This window comes from Methylacidimicrobium cyclopophantes, from assembly GCF_902143385.2.
GTDB classification, from domain to species: Bacteria; Verrucomicrobiota; Verrucomicrobiia; order Methylacidiphilales; family Methylacidiphilaceae; genus Methylacidimicrobium; species Methylacidimicrobium cyclopophantes.
Genome location: NZ_CABFUZ020000224.1, coordinates 1 through 6229 on the forward strand (window position 1 = coordinate 1; position 6229 = coordinate 6229).

4 protein-coding genes are annotated in these 6229 nt (G+C 57.5%); all 4 read right to left on the minus strand.

What is annotated here, in order from left to right:
* A partial coding sequence (locus FN369_RS09430; RefSeq protein WP_142525901.1) for an MFS transporter occupies positions 1 to 1341 on the minus strand: 1341 nt, incomplete at its 3' end.
* An 82-nt stretch (positions 1342 to 1423) separates the two neighbouring features.
* Positions 1424 to 3835, minus strand: a complete 2412-nt coding sequence (locus FN369_RS09435) for a hypothetical protein (protein WP_142525902.1) — start codon at positions 3833 to 3835, stop codon at positions 1424 to 1426.
* 68 nt (positions 3836 to 3903) lie between these two features.
* On the minus strand, positions 3904 to 5922 hold the full coding sequence (locus FN369_RS09440; RefSeq protein ID WP_142525903.1) for a tetratricopeptide repeat protein: 2019 nt from the start codon (positions 5920 to 5922) through the stop codon (positions 3904 to 3906).
* A 49-nt stretch (positions 5923 to 5971) separates the two neighbouring features.
* On the minus strand, positions 5972 to 6229 hold a 258-nt coding region (locus FN369_RS11340; RefSeq protein WP_218580034.1), incomplete at its 5' end, for a hypothetical protein.

The following is a 6229-nucleotide window of genomic DNA, read 5'->3' on the forward strand; positions in this document are numbered from 1 at the left end:
CCGCCGATCGGCGGGCAGGGCGAGGAGGAGCAAAAAACCGGAGGCGAAACAGACCAACGGGATGGTCATAGGGATTCGGAAAGAGTGAGAAGCCTCGAAGAGGACGCCAAAGAGCAAGGGCCCGAGAGCGGCGGCGACTCGGCCCGTAACAAACCAGAGGCCGTAGTATTGCGCCCGGGCCTCCGGGGGGGAGAGAAGTCCCATGACCGCACGGCTGACGGCGAAAAGGGAGCCGTTGCCGATTCCCACGAGAAAGGCGGTCATCCAAAAGAGCGGCTTCGATTGCACGGAGACGAGAGCAATCGACGAAAGCGTCCAGACGATCACGACGAGCTGCAGGGAGCGAGCGGACCCGAACCAATCCTTGATCTTACCGAGAGAGAGAGCCCCCACGCACGCTCCGCCCTGGACGGCGAGCAACACCAAGACCTGTTCGGTGTCCGCCATTCCGATAGCCATCTGCGCATAGATGGCCACGACGACCATCACGATGGTGGCACCCGCGCCGCAGAGGAGGGAAGAGGCGAAAAAGGTGCGTAACGCCCCTGGATGAACGACTTTGGGCAACGAATCTCTCAAGCGGCGCCCCGCTTGAAGGAGGGCTTTCCAGAGATTGCCGGTGACCGCTTCGGTTCGTTCTCGCAAGAGGAAAAGAGCGGGAAGGCCCGCCAGGGCGTAGATGACCGTTGTCAGCGCTAAGGCGAGTTGGATGCGATCCGAGTTAGAGACGGTGAAACCCGAAGCGAGCAACGGAGAAACCAAGAGCAAGTTCGCCAAGCTTCCCAAGTTGCCCAAGGAGCGAGCCCAGCCGGAAAGGGTGCCGAGAGACTCATAGCTACTGATCTCCGGCAAAAACCCCGCCATAAGATTATCTGCGAGAGAAAACGAAACATTGGTGATCATAAAGGTGATCAGACTCGGCCAAACGTCTCCTTCTCCCATTCGCGCGAGGGTCAAGCAGGAGAGGATGCATACGGCATAGGCGGAGAAGAGCATTCGCTTTTTTCTGCCCAAGACATCGGCCATTGCACCGATCCAGGGAGAGGAAAAGGCGACGAACGCTTGAGAAAAGAAGAGTGCAAGGGTCCAGAGCCAAGTGCCATCGACTCGATGGGCGCAGACGACACGAACGAAGTAGACGGCGAAAACGAGATCGACGATGACGGTAGTAAAGGAAGAGCTGCCGATGTCAAAACAGCTCCACGCGAGGCGTTCCCATTTTCCGGCCGGAGGGGACGAACTCGGGGAATGTTTCGGGAAAGACTGCGCGCTCTCATCCGCGCGACAAGACGGTTTGTCGGGGATCGGAGATGGACGGCGGACTTTGAGCCAACTCACCATGAAGCCAAAGTCACCATACCATGGAGGAGAGAATGTATGCGCCGAGAAAAGCGTTGCGCTCCTCCGCCGGGGTGCTTTCGACTTACTTCCAGCTTTCGAGGACGACTTTCCGGGATGTTGGGTACGGATACTTTCGAAGAAGCTCTTTTACGGGCAATTTCTCGTCTCCTTCCCGCATGTAATGGAGGAGGACCACCGAGGCCCAATAGTCGTCGGCATACTCCGTTCCCGACAGAAGGGTAGGAACGCCTCTTTTGTTGACCGTGTGACAGGCGGCACAACTGACGGGTCCTGCATAGCGACCATCGGGCGAGTATTGTAATGCGGCCTGATGCGTCGTCAAATCGACCGTCTGTGCATCCCCTTCGTATCGGACGGGATAAAGGCCGTGGATCGATTCATGGCAAGATTGGCAGGAAAGAGCACCGTGGGCTTTCGAGTATCGGTAGAGAGCATATTTGCGAGGTTGGTCGATCGGAAAATACTTGCCGCCCTCACTCTCCACAAACGGAGCGGCGTGGCAGGTGGCGCATTTGGGCTCGCCGGCGGCAAGCCACCAATCGCTTCCCCCGGAAGCGGCATCGTAGGAGACGGGGTCTCCCTCGCTCGCGTTCCATGGCAGTAACCGAAGCTTGCCTTCCTTATCCCTAGTCGCTTTGACCAGCGTTGCTCCTTTGTGGTTCGCGTAGAAGGTGTAGACCGGATTGTTTCCGTTTTTGATTTTCGGATCCGCCATTTCGAGAAAACGTTCGATCTCCCCGTCAGCGACCGCTTTCCGGATCTCCTCGATTCCCTTGTTCCGCAGCGTCTTCCCCTTTTGAGCGACCACGTCGTCGAGATCGTCCCAGGCGTAGAGCTCGTTGGATAGCTGATTGTGGCAATTGGTACAGGTGAGGCCCCGCATTTGATTCAGAGGCTTGTCGTTCTCATCCCGCATGCTCACATTTTCCAGATACCACTTGCCCAGGGAGTTGAGGAAGAAGGGCGGTTTCACGTCGGGATTCGTATGGGCGTCTCTGCGCAAGTAGCAGCCCCCTCCGGCAAGTCTTTGATCGGAATCCGCAAATTTGTTGTTCCCGTACGAGTCCGTGATTTGGAAGGGATTCCTATCGAAATTGTTCATGCTCGGGTTTTGCCAATGCGTGGGATGGCAGGCTTGGCAGGAGACCGTCCTTCCCGCTTTGTCATTCATGTCGGCGAGGAACACCGCGTGAGCAGCATGGATCGAGGGGGCCAGCGCCTTTGCTTTCGTAGTTGGATATCCGGTCGCTCCCGGCCTAGGTTCCTGAAGGTTCCCCGAGACATTGTCGCCGTGGCAATCCGCGCAGTTGACGGATCCGACGCTGCCGAGCCGATTCGATGAGGCGTTCGGGTTGTATTCCTTCAGGAACTGCGTATGGAACATCTTGTCGTGGATCTCGAGGAGGTTGATGGAAGAGGAAGAGAGCCTCGCCATGTAGTCGGACTCATCGGGATAGTTCTTTTTCCAATAGTCGTATTCCTTCTCGAAGAGGATCATGCCGGCTTGCTTGGAGAGCTTGGCCCCCTTGCCCTCCGCGGAATGGCAGAGAACGCAATTCGGAATGTCGACCGGATTCGTACCGAAGAATTGGACCGGCTTCCCGTCGACAAGAATCGGCTTCCCGTCTTTGTCGTGCAGCTGAACGGTCGAGTATTGATAGGGCTGGAAGTCCTTGTTGGTCACGCTTCGGATGGTGCCCTTCCTTGTGGAGTCGTAGAACGCGGTCAGTGGAAGACCGAGGGCGTCCCAGACATTCGCCGCCGTCAGCCGGAGTGGAACGTTTTTCACATCCGGGATCAACGAATCGGTGAAGACGATGTCTCCGCCTTGGTCTCCCGCATAGTCGAGGTATCCGCCGGCGAGGGGCTTACCGGAGGGACCTGCATCCACGGGAATCTCGAGATCTTTCCCGATATGGATCCTCTTTTCGATCGACCAGTCCTTGGGAAGCGTCCCTTCGAGATCCTTGTAAATGAAGACATGTTCCCAGACGTAGTTGGCCATGTTGTCCCCGGGATCGGACATGGTTCCATTTCCGTTCACATCCTTGGGGACGGACCAGTACTTCATCTTATTCCCTTCGGAATAGCTATTGTCCCGCAGGAAGTAGTAGAGCTTGACCTGATCGGCCGGGGATAAGAGCTTCGGCCGCTCGCCGTTTCTGCCCGACTCGACGGCCTGGGCTTGGAATGAGTTGTAAGGGGGGATGACGCAGCAGTAGGAGATGTCGAATCCTACGCAGTGCATCCCCAACTCGTAGTTGATCAGAATGTTGTAGGGGTTTTTCGGCTGGTATGCTTTGAGCGTCAGATGCGTGATCTCATCCCGGATTTCCACGGGCTTCAGGCGGTCAAGCCGAAAGGGGGGATTCGGATCGTAGTTGGCGACGTCGGCTCTTGCGGAAAGAAGGAGTAGCCAGAGCAAGAAGCCTGCCGCAGAGCACGCCGCCGAATCAACCTTTCGTCTGGTCATGTCGCGCCGCTTTCTTTGCGAGGATCGCGATCATTGCGTTAACCACAGAATGGTTGTTATGTCAACGGCTATTCCAAAAACTTCTCCAAACCGGCATCTTTGGGGAGCCCAAGATTGAGGGCATCCTGGTAGTGACGTTTGGCCAACTCCTTGGCGGGGGGCTTTTGTGTCGCGTAGATGACGGCGAGGTTAAAGTGCGCGTCGGCGTAGTTCGGGTTGAGCTCGAGCGCGCGGCGAAGCTCCTTTTCCGCGGCCTCTTGCCATCCTTTTTTCGAACAGGCGATTCCGAGGTAGTTGCGTGTGCGGGGATCGTTCGGATCGAGGACGATGGAACGGGTAAGCATCGAGATGGCATTGTCATAGCGGCCCTGCTGGTAGTAGACGATGCCAAGCACGGAGTGGGAGAAAGCGTCGTTGGGGTTGAGCTTGATGGCTTGTTGCAGCGCCTTTTCCGCATCTTCGTATCGGCTCTGCTGGAAGCGGACGACTCCTAAGTTTGCCCACGCGAAAACATTGCCCGGGTCCTTTTGAAGAATTTGATCGTAGACGCCAGCCGCCTCTTCGTGGCGCTGCTCATTGAAATAGTTTGCCGCTTGCTCCGCGAGCTTGCGGATCTCCGGGGAAAGCGAGGAAGCATTGTTCCCCTCGGAGGTGTTGTCGGACGGGGAGGAATTGTCGGACGGGGAGGAAGCCGCGCTCGCCGGAGAAGCGTGGGCGGATTCCGAATGCGCCTCGTTGGAGGACGCTGCGGGCGAGCCCGATTCCGAGCTCATGGCAGTGAGCTGCGTCGTGGGACGATGATCCGCAGAGCCGGCTGTGGCGGGGGAAGCGGCGTCGGGAAGCGTGGCGGGCGGATCAGCCTTCGAGGGGCTCGACTGGACCGGGTTGGCAGCCGCCTGCGGAGACTCGGGGTTCTGCGAGATCAAACCCAACTGTTGGGCTTTCTGCTTGAGGACGGCCACGAAAGCCTGTTTTTCCGCGTGTTCTTGGGGAGCCACGGTGGGGCCCTTTAAAAGAGCGAGTTCTTCGGGAGAAAGTGAGACGAGCGGAGAGGAGAGAATTTCTAACTGTCTCTGGACAAATTGAGAGTCGACCTTAAGGGATTGAAGCTCCTCGGTGACCAGCTTCTTCGCCATGTCACGGCGGGCTTGTTCCTGGAGCTGCCGGGTAATGATTCCCCGCAAGATCTCGTTTTCCTTCTTCAGCTGCTCGCTCCCCGAGGAGGCGAAGAATTGACGCGCCGACTCGGCAAGACGTTGCTGCGCTGCTTCGAGTTGAGATTTGAGCGAACTCGCCGTGGATCGGAAAATTTGGTTTTCTCGTTCCAGGACGGCTAGTTGCTCCTGCACTCCCTTGAGCTGATCCCGGATACCGACCACCGCACCTTCGTTATTGCCGGTTTGAAGAGCGCGAATTTTCCCTTCCGTCTGCGCAAGTTGCGCTTTCAGCGCATTGTTTTCCTGGAGCACGGCCGCAATCCGCTCTTCGACGTTCGACGATTGCGCGATAGCCAACTCCTTGCGCAGGCTCTGTAGCCGCTCACGGAGAGAGCCGGCCTCCGAGACGGCCGCTTGCAGCTTGGACTTCGTGGAACTCAGCTCGCTTTCCAGTTGCGATACGCGGCTGCGCAGCAGCAGGAGCTGGCGATTGCCGCCGCCCTCGGCAGACTCGACGCTGGAACCGTTGGCGAGGAGCGAATGATTTGCTCGCGGATGTTCCCCCATCCGATCCGCAGGCGAAGACGGAGCAGCGTCGCTCTTCTCCGCTTGGGAGGCTTCGGCCGAGGGAGCTCCGTTTTTGCTAGCATCTTCGGATAGGGCGATCTTGCCCCGAACGTAGCGGAGGCGGAAGGCGACGATGGAGGGCTCCCAATCCGGATTGTTCCGTTTGAGGATCTCGAGCTTTCTTTCCACCTCCAAATACTTCTGATGAGCGCCGGATCCATCCCCCTTCTTTTCCAACTGCTCGGCTTCTTGCAGGGTTAGATAAGCTTGCAGAAACTGGTCTTGGGGAGGGTAGGCGGCATAGACGGGGTCGACGATTGCCAAAAGCAAGCAGACGAGGCCACCTCGGAGAAAGAGGCGCATTTGGGGCGAGATTTTGCGTTTTCGACTCGTAAAAAGTCAATAGGCTTTCTTAAGGGATTGTTCGCGTTCGTGATAGCTGAGCGGGGCGGCAACGGTGGCGTATCCGTCCGCTCTTTCCCACGAAGGCCTTGCCCAGGATCATCGCGGCGGGCATAGTGCGCTCGAGAAGCTTGAGGCAAAGAATACGAAGTTGGGACGCGAGAAGGATGAGGTCCGACGGGAATGCGGGATAGATTGGAAGAGATTCTCCAACGAAAAAGAGGGGAAGTCGCGTCATTGGATAGCGAGCTTCCCCGCTTTCGGCGGG

Bases quoted from the DNA above. Each gene is read 5' to 3' on its own strand.
- FN369_RS09435 (WP_142525902.1), bottom strand. From the start codon at position 3,835: ATGACCAGACGAAAGGTTGATTCGGCGGCGTGCTCTGCGGCAGGCTTC.
- FN369_RS09440 (WP_142525903.1), bottom strand. From the start codon at position 5,922: ATGCGCCTCTTTCTCCGAGGTGGCCTCGTCTGCTTGCTTTTGGCAATC.